This is a genomic window from Arenibacter antarcticus (genome assembly GCF_041320605.1).
In the GTDB taxonomy this organism is placed as follows: Bacteria; Bacteroidota; Bacteroidia; order Flavobacteriales; family Flavobacteriaceae; genus Arenibacter; species Arenibacter antarcticus.
In genome coordinates this window covers 109,225-133,220 of record NZ_CP166679.1, presented here as the reverse complement: position 1 = coordinate 133,220, position 23,996 = coordinate 109,225, and the positions used below count along the sequence as shown (strand labels likewise).

General features: G+C 39.2%; 15 protein-coding genes. 8 read left to right on the top strand and 7 right to left on the bottom strand.

Going from position 1 to position 23,996, the window contains the following annotated elements; translation table 11 throughout:
• The 4 genes from KCTC52924_RS00615 to KCTC52924_RS00600 form a co-directional block, all read right to left on the bottom strand.
• Complete coding sequence (locus tag KCTC52924_RS00615) at positions 1-1,197, bottom strand: DUF5000 domain-containing lipoprotein (RefSeq protein WP_251808693.1); 1,197 nt, start codon at positions 1,195-1,197, stop codon at positions 1-3.
• Between the two features lie 129 nt (positions 1,198-1,326).
• Entirely contained in the window at positions 1,327-3,219 is a 1,893-nt protein-coding gene (locus KCTC52924_RS00610; protein ID WP_251808694.1) for a RagB/SusD family nutrient uptake outer membrane protein, read from the bottom strand.
• 11 nt (positions 3,220-3,230) lie between these two features.
• Positions 3,231-6,443: a TonB-dependent receptor gene (locus KCTC52924_RS00605; protein ID WP_251808695.1), complete on the bottom strand. Its 3,213-nt coding sequence runs from the start codon at positions 6,441-6,443 to the stop codon at positions 3,231-3,233.
• Between the two features lie 159 nt (positions 6,444-6,602).
• A complete protein-coding gene (locus tag KCTC52924_RS00600; RefSeq protein ID WP_251808696.1) occupies positions 6,603-7,967 on the bottom strand; it encodes a Gfo/Idh/MocA family protein in 1,365 nt (454 codons plus the stop codon).
• Between the two features lie 215 nt (positions 7,968-8,182).
• On the opposite strand from KCTC52924_RS00600, the gene KCTC52924_RS00595 reads away from it, so the two are divergent.
• From KCTC52924_RS00595 to KCTC52924_RS00565, 7 genes are all read left to right on the top strand, one after another.
• A complete protein-coding gene (locus KCTC52924_RS00595; RefSeq protein ID WP_251808697.1) occupies positions 8,183-12,313 on the top strand; it encodes an ATP-binding protein in 4,131 nt (1,376 codons plus the stop codon).
• 246 nt (positions 12,314-12,559) lie between these two features.
• Positions 12,560-13,942, top strand: a complete 1,383-nt coding sequence (locus KCTC52924_RS00590) for a DUF3472 domain-containing protein (protein WP_370671494.1) — start codon at positions 12,560-12,562, stop codon at positions 13,940-13,942.
• Positions 13,943-14,144: 202 nt separating this feature from the next.
• The gene (locus KCTC52924_RS00585; RefSeq protein ID WP_251808699.1) at positions 14,145-15,707 is read left to right on the top strand and encodes an arylsulfatase; all 1,563 of its coding nucleotides are present in this window, start codon (positions 14,145-14,147) and stop codon (positions 15,705-15,707) included.
• A 285-nt stretch (positions 15,708-15,992) separates the two neighbouring features.
• Positions 15,993-16,970 carry a M28 family metallopeptidase gene (locus tag KCTC52924_RS00580; RefSeq protein WP_251808700.1) on the top strand — a complete coding sequence of 326 codons (978 nt, stop codon included), beginning with the start codon at positions 15,993-15,995 and terminating at the stop codon, positions 16,968-16,970.
• 225 nt (positions 16,971-17,195) lie between these two features.
• Positions 17,196-18,332: a formylglycine-generating enzyme family protein gene (locus KCTC52924_RS00575; protein ID WP_251808701.1), complete on the top strand. Its 1,137-nt coding sequence runs from the start codon at positions 17,196-17,198 to the stop codon at positions 18,330-18,332.
• Positions 18,333-18,697: 365 nt separating this feature from the next.
• Complete coding sequence (gene galK, locus KCTC52924_RS00570; protein ID WP_251808702.1) at positions 18,698-19,834, top strand: galactokinase; 1,137 nt, start codon at positions 18,698-18,700, stop codon at positions 19,832-19,834.
• Positions 19,835-20,015: 181 nt separating this feature from the next.
• Positions 20,016-20,978 (top strand): ROK family protein, encoded by a 963-nt coding sequence (locus KCTC52924_RS00565; protein ID WP_251808703.1) that lies wholly within the window; start codon positions 20,016-20,018, stop codon positions 20,976-20,978.
• Here the strand turns inward: KCTC52924_RS00565 and KCTC52924_RS00560 are convergent.
• The 3 genes from KCTC52924_RS00560 to trxA form a co-directional block, all read right to left on the bottom strand.
• Complete coding sequence (locus KCTC52924_RS00560; RefSeq protein ID WP_251808704.1) at positions 20,969-21,259, bottom strand: chaperone modulator CbpM; 291 nt, start codon at positions 21,257-21,259, stop codon at positions 20,969-20,971. The genes KCTC52924_RS00565 and KCTC52924_RS00560 overlap by 10 nt on opposite strands.
• A 10-nt stretch (positions 21,260-21,269) precedes the next feature.
• Positions 21,270-22,163, bottom strand: coding sequence for a J domain-containing protein (locus KCTC52924_RS00555; protein ID WP_251808705.1), 894 nt, complete (start codon positions 22,161-22,163; stop codon positions 21,270-21,272).
• A 79-nt stretch (positions 22,164-22,242) separates the two neighbouring features.
• Positions 22,243-22,542 carry a thioredoxin gene (gene trxA / locus KCTC52924_RS00550; protein ID WP_251808706.1) on the bottom strand — a complete coding sequence of 100 codons (300 nt, stop codon included), beginning with the start codon at positions 22,540-22,542 and terminating at the stop codon, positions 22,243-22,245.
• 453 nt (positions 22,543-22,995) lie between these two features.
• Between trxA and KCTC52924_RS00545 the strand changes: the two genes are divergently transcribed.
• Positions 22,996-23,844: a universal stress protein gene (locus tag KCTC52924_RS00545; protein WP_251808707.1), complete on the top strand. Its 849-nt coding sequence runs from the start codon at positions 22,996-22,998 to the stop codon at positions 23,842-23,844.
• Positions 23,845-23,996 lie beyond the last annotated feature (152 nt).

Genomic DNA, 23,996 nt, shown 5'->3' with positions numbered 1-23,996 from the left:
TTAGTTAGTGATATTTCCCCAGAAGGTAATTTGGGATGCATTAATATAACCTGCACCATCCCATGTGTCTTCTACGGCCATCCTAAAATATCTTAGCTCTGGTACTTCCAGTTCAAAAGTATATTCATCCCCTAAGTCTAGCTGCGCAATATCTTCATCGCTATTTTGACCTATAGGTAAACCTGAAGGCTTAACGGACTCACATTCCTTTAATTTGATCCAGCCTTCAAAACCACCACTGTCTGCCGGTAATTCCTTGGCACCATAAAGTGTATATTTCTTAGGATTACCATGGGTGAAACCAAAATGGGTTTGTGGGGTGTAACGTTGGTGTACAATAAACCTGCTTAATTTTACCGTAACGCCTAGGTCTATAGTATAAATTTGAGGAAACGGATGATCTCCTTGGGTATGTACAATGGTTTCCAATTTATCATCAAAGAAATGGTAATAATCGCCTTCCCATGCATCCCAATTAGTATCATCGGCAAGAACAATTTTTTTGAACTTAGTTTTGTCCAAGCGTTCTTCAAATAGGGGCGTTAACATTTTATCGGTTGTCCCCGGGTAGATGGTATCGGTAGTATTGTCATACCTATCCCTGATTAGTGCGGCAAACTTCGTAGGAACCGATTCAAACCCTCTAATAGCGGTACTGGTTTCCGATTGGGAAGTGTACACCGTCTGAACTTCTTTCCATACCCCTTTATTATCAGCTGTGAACAACAATATTGAAATAGGTGTTTTCAACTCATTGATCCAATGAAATTTGGCTCCCCCAAAATCTGCCGAAATGTCCATTGATTCTTTAATGACGTTTACAGGTGATTCTAATGGTTGCGCTTTAAAGGTGACAGGCTTGGACACGTTTTCGGACCGGTCCACTACATAAACATCTATGGTTCTTTCGGAAGTATCCCCAAACCCTAAAATTTGAAGCTTGTTATTGTAGGCTGATGCCCTTACTTCTGAAGTTTCCCCTTTAGTGTTAACATAGGTGGCTTTTACATAGAGAACATCCTTGTCTGAAGGAATATCATAGGATATATTAAATCCACCATGTATGGGTTCGTACTGTAAATTCTCTATCTGCTTGGGCGCAACGCTATCTTTGGCCGTGGGTAAATGTTCGTAATCTTCTTCGCAACCAGCCATAACAAAGAAGCTGATCAATATAAGGCTAACTATTTTTTTCATTTGTTTATATTTTAATGTTTTTGTCGTTAGAGGTCCTAATATTTTTCGGGACAGTATATCTAACATCTTGTTCAGTATCTAAATGGAATATGTCCGATTTCATAATTTATGCAATTAGAAAATTAGGGATTACCATCCTGGATTTTGCTGAAGGTTGGGGTTATTGATCAATTCTTCCTCCTTAATGGGCCACAAATAATCTTTTTGATTAAAAGTGGGATTATGTAATACCCTAACCGTATAATAATCGTCTAGGTCATTTACCAAAACACTCCAGCCTCTGATAGGTTTGTTCATATACTGCTCCAATAATTTCCATCTTCTAAGATCCCAATACCTATTCCCTTCAAATGACATTTCGATCATTCGTTCGCGCCGAATAATATCTCTCATCCCTTCTTTGGTTGTTGGTTTACTAGGATCTTTGGAAAATTGCGCCCAACTACTCACTACTCCGTTCAAGCCAGCTCTTTCTCTTACTAGGTCTATATACCTGTATACCTCATTGTCTGGCGCTCCTTTTACCTCGTTTAATGCTTCAGCATAATATAAGTAAAGATCTGCCAAACGTATTATAGGGAAAGCGTATCTGTAAGCACTAAAATCGGTACCGCTTTTTACGGTAGTTTTCATGCTAACCAATTTCTTGGGCCAATAACCGGTAACGGAATGGTTGTTAATCTCAAAAATAGAAGCAAACTCTCCTCTTCTTGCCCGTATATACCATGGGTCAGTATCCAATTCCCTTCCGTTGCCAAACCAAACACCTCTGTCAAATGAAAGATCTGCATAGAATCTGGTTTCCCTATTAAAGTTTAAAACAGCTGTTTTCTGTCCTGGCTCAATATAAAAGCGGTCCTTACCAGATGCTTGTTTGGTCTTATATCTATTGGTATAGTCATAGTTCACATCTTCCTCAATAGGCACGCCATTTTCGGTATAATACATTTCAGCAATCCTCAAAGTAGGAGCATGGTTTGAAGCCACTGGATTGGTAGTATATGGATACAATCTAGGCATTGCTGAAAATTGTAGGAACGAACTAAATTCAGTAGATCCCCAAATTATTTCTTTGTTCCATCTTTCTGTAACCCTGCTTCTTAGGGCAGATTTTAGCAAGGTGGTGTCGTTCTGTTCCAAAGGATCTAAATAATCTTCTTTTTGAAAAAGCGAAATCCCAACACTTTCTGCCAAATCAATGGCCACTTTAGTTGCATCTGCGGCTCTTTGCCATTTAGAGGCATCAAAGCTAGTAGGGAACATTTGTTTGCCTTCTGCATTTTTAACACTGTTATAAACAGGATTCCCGTTGAACAGGGGGCTTGCATACTCCATTAAAATCCTTGCCTTTATTGCCGCAGCAATAGGCTTGGTTATACGTCCCATTTCCTCATCTTCAAATTGTAGGGTCTCGGGAAGACCGGTAATGGCCTTATCCATAGTAGCAATAACATACTCAAAAGATTCTTCCAAGGTATTCCTATTTACTCTTGTATCTTCAGTAGAAGCAGATACGGATATTGCCTCGTCGTTAATCACGATGGGCCCGTACATCCGTAGCAAATAGAAATGGTAATACGCTTTTAGAAAATTCACCTCTGCCGTCCATTTGGTTTTTACAAATTGATCCACTCCAGGTACACTTTCTACATTCTCTAAAAATATATTACAATTTCTAATCGCGATATATAAAGATTTACCACCCCAACTACCGACCCAATAATCAAATCTTGGGTTGCTAATGTTTTGGAAACCTTGGGCCACAGTGGGGCCATTAGAGTTCCTTTGGGTATCTGGATACCAAATTTCATCTCCCGAATTTAATGCCGGATTTTGATTTATACCGCTTTCATTTGGCAAATAGCTATAACAGGTAGCCAAGTATTTTTCTGCGTTGTATCGGTTAGAAAAGGCTAGATCTACAGTTGCCAGGTTATCTGGAACGATGTCCAAATAATCTTTATCGCACGATGTTAACAAGGTGACGAAAAAGAAAATTAATAAAGACTTATTATTTCTCATGATTGTTTTTTTTATAATGATATTTGAATACCTGCATTAATAACTCTTTGGATGGGATACCCTAAACCATTTCCACCCATTTCTGGATCCCAAAGTTTAAATTGGCTGAAGGATAATAAATTATTACCCGTCATATAAATTCTAACTTGGCTCATTTTCATTTTATTCAGTAATTTGTCCGGAAGGGTATAACCTATTTCCAAAGACTTTAATCTTAGGAAGGTACCGTCTTGCATAAACCAAGTACTGGTCTGGGTATTATTTCCTATGTTAGAGGTAGACAATCTAGGCCACTTGGCATATATATCTCTATTGTCTTCAGACCAATAACTGTCTGCCCAAACTTGAAGCAACTGATTGTTTGCATTTCCACCAGGGAAAATATCCACAAAGGGTGCTGTGTTGTATGGGTTGATCCAGAAGGATTCGTTTCCTATACCTTGAAAGAAAACAGAAAGGTCAAAACCTTTATAACCTGCAGATGCCCCAAATCCGTAAACGATTTCTGGTGAAGTTGGGTTTCCAATAGGCACCCTGTCTAATCCAGAAATCCTTCCGTCGCCATTAATATCCTTATACTTAATATCACCTCCAGCATACTCACCAAAAGATTGTACGGGAGAATTGTTTACTTCATCTTGATCAACAAACAAACGTTCAGCTACATAACCCCATTGTTGGTTAATAGGTTGTCCTACACGTGAAAGCCATGGGGTGTCCGTATAATCAGGCTCCTCCATTTTTGTGATCTCATTAGTAGAATAGGTAAAGTTAGCCCTTGCCTGCAACCAAAATCCGCTGCTAAAACTATTATTGTACACCAATGAACCATCAATACCACTACTTTTAGCTTCACCAATATTGGCTTTAACACTGCTCTCCAATCCCATACTGGCGGTTATGATACGGTTGGCCAAAATATTGGACCTATGCTCGGTAAAATAATCGGCTTCTAGCGTAAATTTATTGAAGAGTCCAACTTCAATTCCTAGGTTAAATTTCTCTGCCGTTTCCCAAGTGATATTTTCATTGGGATATCTTTGTATGGAAACCCCAGTAGAGTAATTGTCAAAATCAGTACCGGAAACAAACCCGTAACGAGAATCGTTTAAGTTTACTTGTGATAAATAGAAAAATCTATCGGCAGCACTTCCAATCTGATCATTACCCACTAAACCATAAGTGACCTTAAATTTCAACAAGTTGACTTTATCTTTATACTCTTCAAAGAAATCTTCGTTAGACACGATCCAGCCAGCAGCTAAAGACGGGAAATAACCCCAACGTTCCTTTTTGTGAAAACGTTCAGATCCATTGTATCCAAAGGTGAACTCCCCAAAGTATTTATCGCGACTAGAGAGCGTAAAACGTCCTGCCAATCCCATATTCCTATAAGGTAGGGACTCCTGAAGGTTTCCAGCACCGGAAATCCTTCTGTTGTTCATAGTATATACAAGCATCCCGGAAACATCGTACAAATCGTTGATGTTTTTGTTATACGTTAAAGAAGACTCTAGGTAAGAGGAAGAATGTACAAACTTTCCTGTTTCTACATAATCCAAATATTCCGTACCAAACTCCTCATTTAATGGGGTTAAAATCATCTTATCGGTTACCGGATTAATTCTTGGCTCGTAGAAATATGGTCTATAGGACCTATTTACACCATTTCCGGATTCCCTATTGGCATTTACCACTACTTTCCCCATTAAACCATCAACAACTGCACTTAGGTCTTGCTCCAATTCAATTTGGGAGATAATTTTGGAAGAACCTGACTCTTTGTAGCCCTTAACCATATCGGCATAAGGGTTCAGGTAGTTCCCATTATCATAATTCCCAAAAAGAATATGGTTTATATAGGAATTGGTTTCATCTTTTTCATAAAAAGGCCTAAATAGGACTGGGTTACTTCTCATTACTTTCCCATAAATGTCTTGTCCAGAATCCAGAGGACCTGAATAATCATCATAATTCCCAATAAAGCTCAATTTTAATTTGGTGGTTTCCGTAAGGCCTATATTTGTATTGGACCGTAACTGAAATTGCTTATAATCTATATTGCTATTAAAATTGCTCACTTTTGGCACATCTAAAACACCATTATCTTGGCTAGCTGCTAATGAAACATAGTATTTGGCTACTTTACCACCACCATTAATACTGAAATTAAAGCGTTTGTTAATGGTATAGTCCTTAAATAATTCCTTTTGCCAATCTGTACTTGGATAAAGGATAGGGTCCACCCCAGCAATTGTTTTATCTATTTTTTCTAGGGAGTATTTGGATATACCCAATGGGTCCCTAGTTTTTATAGCCTCATTGTGCATCCTCATATAGGTAATGGGATCTGCAAAATCTATGTTTTGGGTGGCTTGAGACATGGTGGTCTCATATCTTGCGCTAATTCTCGCAGGACCTTCAACACCTTCCTTGGTAGTTACGTAAATAACACCGTTGGCACCACGGGCACCATATAAAGAGGTGGCCGTTGCATCCTTCATGATGGAGAAAGAAGCAATATCATCTGGCTGTAAGCGCGCTAAATCCTGAGTGGTTAATTCTACACCATCTATAAGGATTAGAGGACTATTTCCATAACCAAAAGAAGTAACCCCCCTAATAAAGAATTGGGCGTTATCTGCACCCGGTTCTCCAGATCTTTGGTAGGCAATTACCCCCGCAACATTACCAGCCAAAGCGGTAGTTAAGTTACTGGAAGGTATTTTTAAATCTGCCGGCTTTACGGTAGAAATGGACGAAATTACACTGGCCTTCTTTTGCTTACCAAAACTTACAAGGACAACTTCATCTAGGGCTTCGGCATCTTCGGCCATTACTATGTCTATTACTTCCTGATCAGCAATAGTGATTCTTTTAGACTGCATCCCAATATAGGAGAATTCTAAAATATCGCCTTCATTGGCTTTAATTTCGTACTCTCCATCAAAATTGGATTGAACTCCTCTTGTAGAGCCTAGAACTACTACGTTTACTCCAAAAAGGATACTTCCATTTTCGTCGGTAATAGTTCCTTTTATAGTTCTTAACTGTTGAGTAAGGTCAAAATCATCTTTCGCTTCCGCAACTGAACTGTAGGCATTATTAATGGGTAATAATAATAAGGCGGTTATTAAGGAGGCAAGTACAAGATCATACCTCCCTCGTTTTTTTATAGAGACCAAATGGGGGCTCTTTTTATAAAAAATTGTTCTTTGTTTCATAAAATTAGTTTGTTTTTAGCTTAATATTTGGTCAATTTTAATAGGGTTATTAATTTATTTAGGTATGCTCTTTATATTGTTTAAAATTTAGTCTTGGGAGCGGAAATGGGCATTTAAGAACGAGCGTTAACGACACTCAACAATTTTTCTCACAGAGACTTAATAGGTATCCTTGATCCAGTTATACGGTTTTCTCTTGATCCAGTTCCCTCTGGTGAAATCTGGAAAATCTTGAGGCTCCCCATTATTCTCTATAGAGAGTTCAGATAGGGGAGTTACTGCGCTCCATGCTGCTGCATCGTATGCATCCATCGGTGGGGCAATATTTTCCTTGGCAGATTCTACAAAGGCATTTATAACAAAGAAATCTATTCCTCCATGACCGGCTTCGGTAGCGCCATCACCAAATTTCTTCCATAACGGATGATCGTACTTCTCAAACCAGGTGTCCATATCCTCCCAGCCTTGTCCTTTTGTGACTCCTTCTATATGAATCCTTTGGGTGTGGGCATCAAAATCGGTCAATCCCTGTGCGCCCTGTACCTTAAACCCTAATGAATAGGGGTGGGGATTGTTAACATTATGGGTAACAATAATGGTCTCCCCATTAGCAGTCTCAATGGTGGAGGTAATGATATCACCTTGCTTAAATTTTAATTTGGCATTGGGATGGTCTTTCCCTCCAGTCTCCACAATATATTTGTTCAATCCTACACCTTTGGTTGCGTGTGAGGTTAGGGAAAGTAATCTGTTGCCCCTGTTTACATCGGCCATAACAGCTATAGGTCCCAAGCCATGGGTGGGATATACATCTGCATTCCTAAGTAAGGAATGTTGGGTACGCCATGCGGATTCTGAAATTCCCTCTTTGCCAAATTCGGCTCCCTTACCATAGGCGGTTTTCCCATCGTTGAATTTTACACCCCTTAAATCGTGCTGATACCCACAGGTGAAATGCAACAATTCCCCAAACACATTTTGCTTCACCATATTTAATACGGCCAAGACATCCCTTCTGTAGTTTACATTCTCCAGTAACATTAAATGGCTCCCGGTTGCTTCATGGGTATTTACCAGATCCCAACACTCCTCTAGAGTATTGGCGGCAGAGACTTCCAAACCGGTATATTTACCTGCCTTCATACTGTCTACGGCCATTTTAGTATGCCATAACCATGGGGTTGCTATAACAACGGCATCTACTTCTGCTAAAGCCAAGAGGTTCTTGTAATCCAAGTCGTTCTTCCCAAAAGCTTTCACCTTCTTATGTCCAGCTTTTTCAATGTGTTGCTGTGCTAGATCAATTCTAGTCTGGTCTATATCGCAAATAGCGGTAACCAATACATCATCTCTTTTTAAAAGGTTCTCCAAATGATTGGTGCCTCTTAGGCCTACCCCGATGACACCTACCCTTAATTTTTGGGCTGCTTTCCTACTAGTATTCCCTAAGGATAGATTAGGCAGGATGGCGAGGCCAGCAGAGGTAATTGCCGTTTTTTTAATAAAGTCTCTTCTCTGATTCATAGTTCCCTAATAAGTATTCAACTGATTTGTGTTTTACAAATATTAATATTGTGTTAAATAGTAAAGTGGCTTATTTTCGCTTTCTAGGGGTGGTTTTTGGGATCTTTTGGCGTTCTGTAAAATTATTCCCCCTTTTTGCTGAATTTACCCCCTGTCAGATGTTTGTTTATTAGGGAAATTTATAAGAATAGAAATGCTTATATTAAGAAAAGTTTATGATGCACACCAAATTGGAATCAGTAGTATGGAAAAGGCGTCTTATTGTGCTGATAATGCATATGTGCGGAGTGTTTCTTTTTTCGCAAAACCCTTCCAATTTCGTAAGACTACCATTTAATATAAACAACCAAAGTGTTAAGGTCACCCATTCGGTTCAAGATGATATGGGGTATATCTGGTTGGCCCATGCCTCCGGAATATCCAAATACGATGGTTATAATTTTGAATTTATCCCCAGAGACCGCATTTTTAACAACGCGGTTTCCTCCGATGAAGTGAAATCTGTTTTTAGGGACGGTCTCGGCGTAATTTGGGCACTTTCCCTTAACGGAGACCTTTCTTTCTTGCAAAAGAATGGGACATTTTCACCCCTTGATCAACATATACAAGGATTTGCAAAGAATTATTCTATAGAGGAAGTATCTCCCGATGGTGATAAAATTTGGATGGCTACGAAAACGGGAGTAGTCTATTCTTATGACCATGCCCAAAGAAAGATGGATAGTATAACCAGCATACCAATTACAGGACATGGTAGGTATGGGATAAGCTCTATGGTAGTTAGACAATCTAAGCAGTTGATCCTAAGCACTTATAAGGGGCCCATATATTTGTATGACTTACAGGATAAAACCAAGAATATATTGAATTTCCCGTATGATTACTCCTTATCCGACAATACCTTGTTGCTCTTAGATAAGCAAGATCGGTTGTGGGTAGGATCCTCTTATGTTAGCTTGGGGATTTTAGTTTATGATTTTGATAAGGAAGCCTTTGTGCAGAATACGCTTTTTAAAATCCAGCCAAAGGGCCAAATTAATGAGCTGTTCAGTGCCATGTATTGTGACGTGGATGGTTTTGTATGGTTGGGTACAGACGGTAATGGGCTATATAGGGTAGACCCCATATCTGGAGCAGTGAGAATATATAGGCATAATGACCTAAACATGTTTTCTTTAAGTACCAATACGGTAATCCATATAAATGAAGACCTAAGGAACAATTTGTGGGTGCTAACCAATTATGGAGATATAAATGTACTTAGGAAGTCGGACAACCACATAAATTATCATCCTGGAACGGTCAGTTTAAAACCAACAAGAATATTGTCGTCTTATAAAGCAAATGACGGAACCCTTTGGATAGGTACGGATGGAGAGGGGCTGTCCAAGATACCCGAATTTGGGTCTAGTAATAAATTTTTCGAGAACACATTGCTTCATAAGGGATTCTATATCCATTCTATTAACGAAGATAAGGATAGTAATATTTGGGTGGGTACGTATCAAAATGGACTTCACATTTATAATAGCAGGCGAAATAGCTTCCAGAAAAAGGTGTTGGTTGATGCAAATGGACATAGTGTGCAAGATGTCCGTTTTATATTCCGTGATTCCCAAAATAGAATGTGGGTAACAACCGATCAAGGGTTATTTGTCTTTTTGGATAGTAATACGCTCTTGGCTGAGTTTGGAAATAACTCTAATGGACTAGTGGGGAATATATCCCAAAGTATTGTGGAAGATACAAGTCAAAATATTTGGGTGGCTACAAATGGTGGTGGCTTGTTTAAGTTTAATGAAAACAAAACAGATTTTTCTAGGTCTAGCTTTAGGCGATATACGAACTTAAACGAGCAAGAATTGACCAATAAAAATAATGATATTTTGGCAATGGCAAGTGTTGGGGATGAAACTATTTGGATGATATCGGTTAATGGACGATTGGCTAAATTTAATATTGACAGAGAACAAATTCAGTTGGTGAAGTTGCAAACTTCTGCGAATAATGGTTTTGATAACAGTCCAAAGGCCCCCGTTTTTAAATCGATACTGCAAAAAGATCAAGATAATATATGGTTGGGGTCTACTACTGGGCTATGGCATTACAATATAGCAGACTCTATTGTTAAGGTATACCAAGAGAGAGACGGCCTTCAGAGTGATTTTTTTATGCAACGGAGCGCACATAAGGGGAGTGACGGGTATTTCTATTTTGGGGGCTTAAATGGTGTTAACTATTTTAAACCGGAACTGATCCGGAAAGAAGAATTTTCTGCAGAATTGGTTATAGAAGGTATGGAGATTTTGAACCAACCTGCCATTGCAGTAGTTCCTGAACAACTACAGGATGGTCTGGAGAAAATAGAGCAATTGAATTTGAAATACGATCAATCCTCCTTTTCCTTACGGTTTTTAGCCATCGATAATATTCTTTTTTCCAATTATAATTACGGGTATCGACTGAAGGGCTTTAACGATTCGTGGATTTTTGCTGGGAATGAACGCTTGGCAACCTATACTAACATTCCACCCGGAGATTATATTTTCGAGGTACGGGCGGGTACCAAGACCGGAAAATGGGATATCGAGCAAAAATCTGTTGCCATCCGCATTTCAGAACCTTTTTGGAATACTGGATGGGCGCATTTATTTTACTTTATTTTAGGGTGTGGGCTACTATATGGTATATTTCTGTGGGCCCGAATTAGAAATAAGATGCAAGCGGAGAAATTACAGCACCATCATGAAAAGGAAATATACGCCCTAAAAATGAACTTCTTTGCTAAAATGTCGCACGAGATCCAAACGCCATTAACCTTGATTTTAATTCCGCTAGAAGATATGATGGCACGTGCCATGAAAAATGGCAATGAATTGTTGCAGCAGCGACTCCGGTTAATTTCTAACAATGCTAAAAGATTGTCGCGCATTGTTTTTGAACTCACCTCCTTACGGGATAAAGAATTGGATAAGTTGGTGCTCCGTCCTACTCAGGTAAATATAATAGGCCATTTAAGAGAAATAGCAAATGCTTTTAACGAACAGGCAAAATTTAAGGGAATCAGTTTTAAATGTAACTATCCCAAAGAAGATCTGGTGATGTGGTATGACAGGGATAAATTGGAGCATATTGTATTTAACCTTTTATCTAACGCGTTTAAATTTACGCCCAAAGAAGGGGCCGTTTTGTTTGAGGTTGAGGTGGAAGAAGAGAATAGAATGATTAAAATAAGCGTTACCGATTCAGGCCCTGGAATCCCAAAGAGTGAATTGGATAATATTTTTCAATTATTCTATCAGGCCAATTCCGGAAAGGAGAGCCTAGGGACCGGTATTGGTTTGGCATTGACCAAAGAACTCGTTGATCTCCATGAGGGGAAGATCGATGTTACATCTGAAATCGATAAAGGGGCCTGCTTCTCTATCTACTTACCCATAAAAGAAGGAGAGATTATTGCATCACAATCTATAGAGCATGAGTCAATATTAGAATATCCCATTGACAAAGAAAATATAGACTTTAGTATTCCTAAACCACAAGAACATTCTAAGAAATTGACTAAAACGCTATTGATCGTAGAGGATAATTTCGAATTGCAGATTTCCTTACGCGATATATTTTTGGGGTATTACAATGTACTATTGGCTGAAAACGGGGAAGAAGGGTTGCAATTGGCCATGGAAAATCAGCCGAATATTATTATCACAGATGTGATGATGTCAAAAATGGATGGTATAGAAATGAGTGCCAACCTACAGAAAAATGAGGCAACCGCCCATATCCCAATTATAATGTTGACGGCGAAAAAGACGCACCAGAGCAAGTTGATGGGACTACGTGCAGGAGCTATAGAGTTTATTGGGAAACCTTTTAAGATTAACGAATTGATCCTGAAAGTGAATAATATTGTCACTAAAAACGATCGCTTGGTCCTTAAGTATAAGAACGATCTAATAAGTACGCCTAAAGATGGGCCTACTATATCGCAGGATGCAATATTTTTGGAAAAACTGGTGGCCCTGATAGAAGAAGAAATTAGTAATCCTGATTTTAAATTAGATGACCTTTCCGCTAGTCTAAATATGAGCTATTCTGCCATTTACAGAAAATTTCAGAGTTTAACCGGTAAAAAAATAGTAGATTTTGTGCGGACCATGCGCTTAAAAAAAGCAGCTATTTTACTTGCCGAATGTAACTACTCGGTATCTGAAACTGCTTTTTTGGTAGGGTTTAACGATCCTAAGTATTTCTCTAAAGCATTTAAAAAGGAACATGGGGTAACCCCCGGGAAATATAGGGGTAAATCGGACTTAATAAATCCGACCGATCTTATCACTAAATAATTTTTTCAAGGGAGATATAGTGCATCCATTTAATCGATTACCACCTCTACTAGGCTCTCTCCATATAATTTGGCTGCGTATTTGGTATTTGGGCGGAGGACAAAACCTAAGGAAAAAGTCGGTTTTAATAGAACTTTTGCTATGTTTTTGGAGTTGGATTAGCTAGTTTTGAAAAGTAAATATGCAATGGTACAACCATGTGTAAACACGCAACTATCCATACTTTATAATTAACAGATACAATTTATGTTTAAGATGATGACCTTCAGCCCGAGAAAGAGTGCCATTTATTATTGGATGACTAATAAGCAGCTTGTCTCCGTTGTAATTGGAGCGATATTTATTTTGGGTTCTTCCTGTAACTCCTTGCCAAAGAATATGGAGCATCAAGAAATAACCACTAAGCCCTTGGAACTCCCTGTTGCTATAAAACCAGGAGGGAATAGTTGGGTAGTACGTAATTTGGAGCAAAATCATAAGCTCATATCTGAGGCTGGAATACGTAACTGGCAAAATTCGGATGATATAATAAGGACCTACTTTAAGACAGAAGAAACCGGAGATTTAAATGTTGGTTTAAACTTAAAAGTTCCTTCTGGAACTTCGACGCTAAAAATTACTGTGGGAGAAGACTCTAAAACTATTGAAGTTTCTAACGCCGATTTTGAAACGGTTGAAGTTGGAAGGTTTAGGATAAAGGAACCTGGATACCATTTTGTGGAAATTGAAGGCATAGAGAAATCGGGCGAAAGTTTCGCAATGGTTACCGATTTTCTTGTTGGCGGTGCGGCAACGGAAGGCGAATTTACCTATGTGAAGGAAGATTTTTATTGGGGACGAAGAGGGCCCTCTGTACACCTTACCTATACGCCCCCTCAAGAGAAGGATATCCTCTGGTTCTATAACGAAATAACCGTTCCCGAAAACGAAGATATTATTGGATCTTATTATATGGCTAATGGATTTGGAGAAGGCTATTTTGGAATGCAGGTAAATTCTCCCACGGAAAGAAGAATCTTATTCTCCGTATGGAGTCCCTATGAAACACAAGATCCAAAAAGTATCCCCGATGAGTATAAAATTATTATGCTTGGGAAAGGAGAGGGAGTTACCACTGGCGAATTTGGCAACGAAGGTTCCGGCGGACAAAGTTATAAGGTGTTTAATTGGAAAGCAGGAAATACGTATCGATTTTTATTGAAAGGGGAACCCTCCGAAAATAATTCCACCGACTATACTGCATATTTTTACGATACGGAAACCTCGGAATGGAATTTAATTGCCAGTTTTAGAAGACCTCATACAAGCACTTATCTAAAAAGACCACACTCTTTCTTGGAAAATTTCAGAACAGAAATGGGACCCGTATCCAGAATGGCAGTCTATGGCAATCAATGGATATTGGATACCAATGGGGATTGGCATGAGCTAACAGAAGCTAAATTTACAGCAGATGCAACGGCAAGAAAAGGGTCTAGGGATGATTATGCCGGTGGGGCCAAGGGGAATGCCTTCTTTATGAAAAACTGTGGATTTTTTGATGAAATGACCACGGTAGATACCTTTCACGAAAGAACCGCCAATGGAACTCCTCCAAAAATTGATTTTTCATCCCTTGAAAAATTATGATGTACCAATGTACCAATGGATTGATTTGCAAATTTACCAATGAATTAATTTGGTAACTGGGAAAATACTAAATGAAATCATAGGCCTTTGACATTAGACTTTGAACTTTTCGACTAAACTGGCTACTGAAAATTGCCAACCGAAAACTGAATACTGAACAACCTGAGCTTTTTAAGCGGACTAAACAAGAAACTATATAATTATGCGTAAGTCAATTTTTATAATTTTAATTTTCCTTGTACTTTTTTCTTGTAAGGAACACAATGAAAATAAGGAGGTGGTAACCAACGCAGCTAGACCAAATATCATTTATATTCTGGCCGATGACCTTGGATATGCTGAAATTGGGGCCTATGGTCAAGAAAAAATAGAAACCCCAAATATAGATGCCTTGGCAAAGGAGGGAATGTTGTTTACCCAACATTATACCAGTGCCCCGGTATGTGCACCTGCACGATATATGCTGCTCACCGGGACTCATTCTGGGAAGGCTTATATAAGGGGCAACGACGAATGGGGAGATAGGGGACAGGTGGGGAGCTATACCGCCATGGCCAAAGACTCTACTTTAGAAGGTCAACGTCCTATGCCCGATAGTACCGTTACCATAGCCCAGAAATTAAAGGAAGTAGGCTATACGACCGCTATTTTTGGTAAATGGGGACTTGGTGCCCCACATACCAATTCCATTCCAACAAAAATGGGATTCGATTACTTTTTTGGATATAATTGTCAAAGACAGGCACATACCTACTACCCCTTGCACTTGTACAAGAATGAAAATCGGGTGCATTTAAACAACGATACCATTGCTCCCAATACGAAGTTGCTACAAGGGGCAGATATTAATGATCCCAATAGTTACGCTGCTTATACTTTAAATGAATATGCCCCAGACCTCATGTTCAAAGAGCTGAGTGGTTTTGTAGATAGGAATACCGAAAACCCCTTTTTTGTGTATTGGGCAACACCAATTCCCCATGCGGCAATTCAGGCCCCTAAAAATTGGGTAGATTATTACATAAACAAATTTGGAAAGGAAGAACCCTATTTAGGGGAGAAGGGATATTTCCCCCATCAAAATCCGCATGCTGGCTATGCCGCTATGATATCCTATTTGGATGAAAATATTGGGAAGCTTGTGGCACAGTTAAAGTCAGAAGGTATCTACGACAATACCTTAATAGTTTTTACTTCGGATAACGGGCCTACCTTTAATGGAGGGTCAGATTCTCCATGGTTCAATAGTGCCAAGCCTTTTAAAAGTGAACGCGGTAAGGGCAAGGGGTTTGTATATGAAGGAGGCATTCGAGTGCCTATGATCGCTACTTGGCCCGGACATATAAAACCGGGTACCACTACAGACCATATTTCCGTGCACTATGATGTGATGGCTACCCTAGCCGATATTGCGGGGTATGAAAAACCTGCACATACAGACGGAATTAGTTTTATGCCTACCTTATTTTCCGACAACAAACAGAATCAGCACGACTTCCTATATTGGGAATTCCCAGAATATGGAGGACAACTGGCCATACGTATGGGGGATTATAAAGTGGTTCGGACAGGCCTAAAGGATCCTAAAAGTGAGCCAACTTTAGAACTATATAACCTTAAGACAGATATTGGGGAGACCCTGAATATAGCTGACCAACATCCTGAAGTTATTGCGAAAGCTGCCAAAATCATAGATAGCGAACATACCGAACCCGAAATCGATAAGTTTAAAATTCCCGGTCTAAAGGAAGGATTCATAAATTAATTTGATGATTTGGAAATTAGTTAATATGAAAATGTATCAATGAAGTAATGTGGAAATGTAACAATGGATCAATGAATCAATATATCAATTGGTTAATATAGCAATTTGATAATTTGGAAATGAGTCAATTTGGTAACTGGGAAAACACTAAATGCAATCATAGACCTTAGACTTTGAACTTTTCGACTAAATTGGCTACTGGCCACTGCCAACTCTTTTCTTTCCTCTCTATTCTTACAGAATGGGAAATAATGGTAATTTTACCTACTTAAAAAAGAGTGCTTTATGTATAAGGAGTTTTACCGGAGGAGATTTTATATCACCTTGTTGCTTATTGGTCTAGGAGTGAATTTTTTAATCGCTCAAGAAGAAATCACAGAAAAGGAACTTAAAGATCATATTGTTTTTTTAACGTCCAATAAAAACTCGGGTCGCTATCCTGGTGGAAAAATCAATAGAAAAATTGTATCCTATATTATAAAGGATTTTAAGAAAGCGGGCGTCTCATCTTTCAATGAGTCCTATAAACAAACTTTCACCGCTAAACTTCGAGTGAAAAAGGGGGCAATACCAAAAAAAGAGGTGAAGACTTGGAACGTAATTGGCCTAATTGAGGGGAACGATCCCGAATTAAAAAAGGAATATGTGGTGTTAGGGGCACATTACGATCACTTGGGAACTGGTGGAGGGCCTTCCTCCAAATCCGATAAAATTGCCATTCATCACGGAGCAGACGATAATGCCAGCGGAACTTCAGCCTTATTGGAAATTGCGGAAAAACTAATGGCAAATAAATCAGCATTAAAACGCTCTGTGCTTTTAGTAGCCTTTGGGGCCGAAGAGCAAGGATTGTTGGGAAGTAGGTATTTTGTGGAGAATTCAGTGGTGCCCTTATCCCAGATCAAATTAATGATCAACATGGATATGGTGGGTAGGTTAAATGGCGAAAATCATGTTTATATGGGTGGGGCAGGTACTTTTCCTAACGGTGTAGAATTAATGAAAGAGCTGGGGCCGCCTTTAAACCTATCGCCAATTGTACATGCTGGATCGGTTGGTGGGTCTGATCATGTTTCATTTTATGAGAAAAACATTTCAGTACTCGGGATCCATACTGGTGGACATCCACAATACCACACTCCTGAAGATACAGTGGACCTAATTAATTTTAAAGGGCAAAAAAAGGTTTGCGAATACGTGTATAGTACCATTATGAAAGTGGCGGGAAGTGACTATAAAATGGAATTCATATACCAAGAGTAACTTTATAATCCAGTATAATTATAACGATAAGTAGCACAAACGTTAGACCAAATTTCGACGCTTATCCGGCGGGAATTTATTGTTTTTAATTTTGGTTCCTTCTGTTCTTTGGAGTGCCAACAGTAAGTCTTTACTAGGTGGTGGTAATGGGTTGTGAAAAGGGAATAGTAATAGAATCTACTTGTTCATATGATTTTAAATTTAATCTTTGTAAAAAATAGTGTAATGCAGAATATAAAATTAATAGGTGTTTTTCTAGTGCTTGCAACCATGGTACAATGCAAGGAAAACAATAAGAATGCAACACCAAAGGAGGAGAAAAGCTCGGTAATGGTAGAGAACACTCCCACTATAGGAGATAAAGTGGAACTGTTGATAGCGCAACCCGAAGAAGTAAAAACGCCAAAAGGTATGGTTTGGATTCCCGGTGGAGAATTTACCCAAGGAGCTGTTCCGCAAGACGAGACTGCCATGCACCATGAGAAACCTTCACACAAGGTTGGGCTCGATGGTTTTTTTATGGATATAACGGAGGTGACCAATGCCCAATTTGCAAAATTTGTTGAGGAAACCGGGTATGTAACCGTGGCGGAAAGAGCAATAGATTGGGAGGAAATGAAGCATCAAGTGCCTGAAGGCACACCAAAACCCCACGATTCTATTTTGCAACCTGGAGCACTTACATTTAAAAAGACAAAGAGCTCTGTACCCAATTTGTACGATTTCTCACAATGGTGGCATTGGACCATTGGTGCCAATTGGAAACAGCCCAACGGTCCGGGAAGTTCAATTAAAGGAAGGGAAAATGAACCTGTAGTACAGGTAGCTTATGAAGATACTCAAGCTTACTGTGAATGGGCTGGACGACGCTTGCCTACCGAAGCGGAATGGGAAAGGGCAGCACGTGGTAAAAAAGAAGGGAGCATTTATTTTTGGGGTGATAACGATACCGTCCTTTCGCAAATGGCAAATACTTGGGAAGGCGAATTTCCTGTGAACAATAGTATGGCAGACGGATTTGAAACGAGGGCACGGGTGAAATCCTACCCTCCTAACGATTTTGGACTGTACGATATGGCAGGGAATGTATGGGAATGGACCAGCGACTGGTACAATACCAACTATTATAAGGACATTGCCCAACAAAATACTATTGGAATAAATCCTACCGGGGCAAAAACTCCCTACAATCCCAATATGCCCTATGCCAAAGAAAAAGTAATGAAGGGTGGGTCTTTTTTGTGTAACGCCTCCTATTGTGCTAGTTATAGGGTGTCTTCAAGAATGGCCTCTAGTTTGGATTCGGCTTTGGAACACCTGGGCTTTAGGACCGTGGCAACAGTAGATATGGTTGCGGAATAATGTGCCAATGTACCAATGTAAAAATGAATTAATTGGTTGATTTGAAGATGTGCTGATTTGGAAATATGGCTTCCACCGCCCATGCCTATCGACAGGTAAATCGGCCACCGTATTGTTGGAGATTGAGCGTAGTCGAAATCGGTTATTCGTACAAGGGGCGTCAATCGAATTTTGGTAATCTCAAAATGAAACTATACGTTAATTTGAACTTCTTCGGCTACTGGTCACTGATTACTACTAACGGATTACTGCTTACGCCCCACTGCTAACTCTCTTTTCTCTTTTTTTCAACCTTACATTATAAGCGTATTATATACGTTTATTACAGGATTATTGCTATTTTTGAGTCATTAACCGATTTTCATATGTCCTTTTTAGAGAATTTTTTACCAGAACTTATTGTAGAATCCCCAGGAAGAATCAATTTAATAGGGGAGCATACAGATTATAATTTCGGATATGTTTTGCCCACGGCGATCGAAAAACGAGTCACCTTTAGATTTCGAAAGAACAACTCCTTAAACCAGTGCCATATCTATAGCTTGGGGTATACTATTGGGTTCGACCTAAGGTTAGATCGAATAAGCAAGAGTGAAGTGGAATGGGAGAATTATATATTGGGAGTTTTAAACGAACTATTAAAAAGGACTGATAAATTACGTGGTTTTGATTGTATTATAGAAAGTAAACTGCCCATTGGATCTGGATTGAGTTCCTCTGCAGCTCTGGAATGCGGCCTGGCATTTGGGTTGAATAAATTATTTGACCTTGGTCTTTCCAAAATGGATATTATACGCTTATCACAATTGGCGGAACATACTTTTGTGGGAACTCAATGTGGGATAATGGATCAATTTGCCTCTGTAATGAGTCAAAAGGGCCATGTGCTCCTCTTGGATTGCAAATCTTTGGAACACACCCAAATTCCTATTTCCATTGCCCCTTATAAAATGATTATGCTCAATACCAAGGTGTCCCATAACTTGGCATCGAGTGAGTACAATACTAGAAAAATAGAATGTGAGGAAGGGGTGCAAATAGTGCAACAAAAATTTCCAGAAGTGATGTCGCTTAGGGACGCTACAAGATCGATGTTGGAACAATGTGGAGCAGAGATGTCCCAGACCATATATAATAGATGTTCTTTTATTATAAGTGAAAACGATCGCGTATTGTCCGCTGCTAAAGCATTACAAGATAATAATCTGAAGCTTTTCGGGGAACTTTTATACCAAGCCCATACGGGAATTAGCGAACTATATGAAGTCAGTTGCCCTGAATCGGATTTTTTGGTGGACTTCTCTAAAGAATACGACACGGTGCTGGGTGCTAGGCAAGTAGGTGGCGGATTTGGAGGGTGTGTGCTAAATATCGTTCACAAAGATGCTGTTGATCAGTATATAAAGGAAGCTACTAAGGCGTATAAAGATGCTTTTGGAATTAGTCTGGAAGCCTTTGAAGTACGTCCCAGTTCAGGGACGTATATCTCTCATGAAATATAAGTTGATTTGATACTTTGCCAATGAGTTAATGTGAAAATTAGCAATGTGTTAATTAGACTACTGGCTACTGCTCACTAATCCTTATCTTTTCTCTTTTTAGTACCGGTACTACTGACAATTATCATTGGTTATTGCTGGAATCTTGTATTGCTTTGTACCTTACCTTTTAAATTACGGACGTATGGAAAAATGGGTTTTGGCAATAGACGTGGGCGGTACCTTTACCAAATTGGGATTGGTTAATGCGAAAGGCGATATCCTTGGCGCAAAAGTATATGATACGGGTGCTAAGCTACCCTATAAGGATTTCTTGTCCAAGTTAGGAATAGAGCTCCGGCAGTTGTTGAGTACCCATGGGAAAGGTATAGATGTTGTTGCAGCTGGGGTAGGGGCCCCTAATGCCAATATGCATACAGGACAGATGGAAGACCCTCCTAATTTTAATTGGGGAACTAGGGTGCCCTTGGCTAAATCCATTGAGGATATGTGCAACTTGCCAACGACCATTGCAAATGATGCCAACGCCGCAGCTTTGGGGGAAATGACCTTTGGGATGGCAAGGGGAATGAAAAATTTTGTGGTGCTTACTTTAGGGACCGGCTTGGGTAGCGGTATTATTATCAATGGGGAATTACTGACCGGGGAGAACGGAATGGCGGGAGAAATTGGGCACGTAAATGTGGATCCTCATGGACGTAAATGCAATTGTGGTTTAACAGGTTGTTTGGAGAATTATGCTTCGGTAACCGGCTTAAAGCGTACCGTTTTTGAATTAATTTCCGAAATGAGGGAGGAGTCTACTCTTAAACAGATTAGTTTTGATGATCTAACGGGAGTAATGATTGCCGATGCCGCCCATAATGGCGACCCTATAGCACTAAAAGCATTTCAATTGACCGGTGAAGTATTGGGAAGTAAAATGGCGGATACGGCAGCACATTTAGATCCTGAAGCATTTATATTGACAGGCGGTCTGGGGAAAGCGGGTGATCTTTTGCTAAAGCCCACCATTGCCAGTATGGAAAAAAACCTTTTTATAGCGTATCGGGGTAGCATAAAGGTCAACATATCCACGGCACCTAGTTCCCACGCCATATTGGGTCCGGCTGCCTTGGCCTTTCATTATCATGTAGATCACTCATAGCGCCTAAGCTTGTTGTGTAATGCAGTAATCTCATTTTGCATGGTTTGTATACGATCCAATAAATCTGTAATGACCCCAATGCCTTCCAAATTAATCTCCAAATCCAAATAAAGTCGGACTATTTTCTCTGCCTTGGGCAATTGTTGAATAGGTAAATACTGTAGGTCTTCCTGGAAAACAACATCTACAAGACCCATATCATAAAGTCGCGACACAAATTCGGATGCAATATTATGGGAAGTACAAAAATCTTCTATAGCGATATACTTATCCTGGTTCATAGGGTTTGTTTTATTTTCTTAAATCTACTAGCTCTTTAAAAAGGGCTTTTTCCTTCTCTGTTAAATGGGTTGGGGTGATTAGCTTATAGGTGATGAACAAATCACCATAAGTCCCTTCTTTCTTATACACGGGAAATCCTTTCCCCTTAAGCTTTACCTTGGTTCCGTTTTGGGTTTCCGGTTTTACAGTTAATTTTACCTGTCCATCAAAGGTATCTACCGTTATTTCACCTCCCAGCAGAGAAATATACAAATCTAGGTCTACGGTAGAATAGAGGTGATTTCCATCACGCTTAAAACGGGTGTCGTTTAAAATGGAAAATGTGATATACAGATCCCCGTTCGGTCCCCCTTGTTGTCCTGGTCCCCCATGACCGTTAATTTTAATGGTCTGTCCATTTTCAATTCCAGCAGGAACCGTAATCCGTATTTTTTTTCCATTTACGGTAAGGGTTTGCTTATGGGTTTTATAAACATCGCGCAAATGCAGTTTTAATTCGGCATTATAATCTTGCCCTCTAAACCTAGTGCTTCTTGCGTTTTGGAACCCCCCAGCACCGCCAAACATGGATTCGAAGAAATCTGAGAAATCGCCTCCCTCAAAATCTTGTGAATGAGCCTGCCTGCCATGTCTTGATGAAGCGCGACCTGATCTTTGGGCATTTTCAAATTCCTCGGCATGTTGCCAATCCTTACCATATTTATCGTACTTTTTACGTTTTTCTGGGTCGCTCAACACCTCATTAGCCTCATTTATATCTTTAAATTTATGCTCGGCTTCCTTGTCGTTCGGATTGATGTCCGGATGTAATTTTCTGGCCAATTTGCGATACGCTTTCTTGATGTCGTTCTGGTCCGCATTCTTATCCAACCCCAGAATTTTATAATAATCAATGAACTTCACCTGTATTTTGTTTTATGTATTTGTAAAAAGTTTTAGGGTCTCCACTTGTTCATCATCACAGAAATAATGAAAATAAGGTTTAGGAATGTGTGCGAATTACCGATACAATTTCTTGCTGCTGTAAAACGCCGGATTCCCTCCAAACCTGCTTTCCATTTTTAAATAAAATCATGGTAGGTACCCCGCGTACCTGATATTTAGCTGCCAAGGGCGCATTGGTGTCCACATCTATCTTCACTATTTTAACCGTATCTCCCAATTCTTTCTTGACCGACTCTAAAATTGGCCCCAGCATTTTACATGGTCCACACCAGGTCGCAAAAAAATCGATTAGAACGGGAGTGTCAGAATTTATAATCTCATTAAAACTACTTTTCATTGTCTGTTTTTTTTTAAAATGACTCGATAAACCTATCCTATAAAAATACTATTGGAAATAAAACTTCCAGCTGATTTTAATCATGTTTCGGCCCAAGTTATTTGTTTAAATTTAAGATAATTATTTAAATATACGTCTATGGAAATGCACATCTAACTTAGAGTAGAGGGGTGGGCAGTCACTGAATTCGGTGACATTTACCATTGTTCGGGATATAGTTTCAGCCCTTATCGGGCTTAAGACGTAATGCGAAAATACGAAATAGGATATACAGGATTTTTAATACTATAAATCTTAGATTTATTTATACGGGGACGAAAGGTAGAAGCTAATTTTTTCTCCGTTTTTAATCATGGGAAATCCATTTTATTGATGGTTTTCGTACAGGTTTATATATCTTATCCTATTATTCATCTTAACTAGCGCTGTTGAACCACATTTAAATTGAAATTCATGAAAAAAGTTCTAATACCTACCGATTTTTCCGATAACGCATATGGGGCCGTTTCCTATGCGGTACAATTGTTAGCCAATGAGGAATGTACCTTTCACTTATTGCATACCTATACGCCAGCGATCTATCAATCCGAGTATTTATTGCACAGTCCTGGCCAAGTTGGGCTCGGCGATATTTATCGCCTAGATTCCGAGGAAATGTTAAACAAGCTTAATCAAAGATTATTGGCGGATTTTAAGAATCCGAAACATCAATTTGAAACCCATAGTGCCTTTAGCATTTTTATGGAGGCGATGGATGATATGGTGGTGGAGAAGCAAATCGATTTAATAATTATGGGAACCCAAGGGGCAACAGGGGCAAAGGAGATATTTTTAGGTAGTAATACGGTGCATGCCATAAAAAGGGCCAAATGTCCAATTTTGGCAGTTCCTTTTAGTTTTGAATATAATTCTCCAAAAAAAATTCTGTTCCCTACAGATTATGAAATTGAATACAGTAGTTCCCTTGTAAAAGAATTGCTGTTTATGGCAAAACTTCACAGTGCTATTGTGGATGTAATGCATATTTCCAATAATCTGGAACTAAGCTCGTTTCAGAAAGAAAACAAAGCAAAATTGTCGGGTTTGCTAGGCGGGGTTGAACACAATTTCCACGAGGTACCCGATCAGGGCATTATAGAGGCTATAAATAATTTACAAGCAAAATTCAAGTCCAACTTTCTGGTGATGGTAAAGAACAAACATAGTTTTTTGGAGAATCTTTTTCTAAAGCCTGTGATAAACCAAATTGGATTTCATACCACTATTCCTTTTTTAGTGTTGCCACACCATCTTATGAAATAGCTCCATATCCTTATAACAACAAGGATTTTCGCTCAACTTCATTGAGACCTTGTAGCTTATATTATGCCAAAGGGATTGCAGAAATTTGAGGAGATTGTTTCACTATAGTTTTAGCAACTGCCCTTATAATAACTTTTTATAACTTTAGAGTC